The sequence below is a fragment of the Bacteroides sp. OM08-11 genome, from assembly GCF_003438665.1.
Classification (GTDB): domain Bacteria; phylum Bacteroidota; class Bacteroidia; order Bacteroidales; family Bacteroidaceae; genus Bacteroides; species Bacteroides cutis.
In genome coordinates this window covers 1-1,231 of the sequence record NZ_QSTJ01000019.1, presented here as the reverse complement: position 1 = coordinate 1,231, position 1,231 = coordinate 1, and the positions used below count along the sequence as shown (strand labels likewise).

1 protein-coding gene is annotated in these 1,231 nt (G+C 46.4%); it reads right to left on the bottom strand.

Annotated features, from left to right (window positions below; translation table 11 throughout):
* Window positions 1–1,216: DegT/DnrJ/EryC1/StrS aminotransferase family protein (locus tag DXC10_RS16180; protein ID WP_117738474.1), on the bottom strand; the 1,216-nt coding region annotated here is incomplete at its 3' end.
* Window positions 1,217–1,231: the final 15 nt, after the last annotated feature.

Sequence of the window (1,231 nt, the reverse complement as noted above, 5' to 3'; positions counted from 1 at the left end):
CCACAATATAGCGTACATCATCTTCTGTCACCATCGGACCACTCGGTAGACACAATCCCTGTTTAAACAGCCGTTCACTGACCCCATTCGTATAGGCAGGACAATTCTTATATACAGGTTGTTTATGCATAGGCTTCCAAAGAGGACGGCTTTCAATACCTGCTGAGTCAAGCCATACACGCATAGCTTCCACATTCCGATTGGGTTCACAAGCCGTATGAGCGGAAGAAGCCTCATGGGTCACACCGGAAGCGCCCCCCACGGCACCCTGTACCTTTTCTGAGTACGCACATTCCTCACCCGTCACATGCAGATGTTCAGCCAACAATACAGTGTTCAGCCAATAGTTACTGTCATAATCCGCAGAAGGATTTACATGCAACGTAATACCTTCCACATCCTTCAATAACTCCCGATAAAGCGAGCAAACCATCTTATGATGCCTGATATGATCATCCGCCACAGTCATCTGGCCACGACCGATACCCGCACAAATATTACTCAACCGATAGTTATAACCTATCTTCTCATGCTGATAATAAGGATAAGCCTCACGAGCCTGTGTGGCATAGAACATGATCTCCTTCTTACTCTCCGCATCAGGACAAATCAAAGCACCACCACCACTGGTCGTTATCATCTTATTACCATTGAAAGACAGTACACCATATTTACCCAATGTACCACAAACCCTTCCTTTGTACCGACTACCGAAACCTTCCGCAGCATCCTCAATCACCGGAATATCATACTTTCCGGCAACAGCCATGATTTCATCCAACTTAGCAGGCATACCATATAGATAAACCGGTACAATCGCCTTCGGTTTTTTACCCGTTTTAGCAATACGGTCGGCTATCGCCCTCTCAAGCAGTTGAGGATCCATATTCCATGTATCCTCTTCAGAATCTACAAATACAGGAGTAGCACCAAGATAAGTCACAGGATGTGAAGAAGCACAGAACGTAAAGCTCTGTACCATCACCTCGTCCCCAGTACCTACACCACATGCCAAAAATGCCAAATGTACGGCAGCCGTACCGGCAGACAAAGCCACTACATGCTTGTTTCCACCTACAAAAGCTTCCAAATCCTGTTCGAAACCGTTTACGTTCGGACCGAGTGGAACCACCCAGTTCGTGTCGAAGGCTTCGCGTATGAAGTCCTGCTCCTTGCCACTCATGTGAGCGAGGCAAAGATAAATTCGTTTGTCCATAAAATATATGTGATT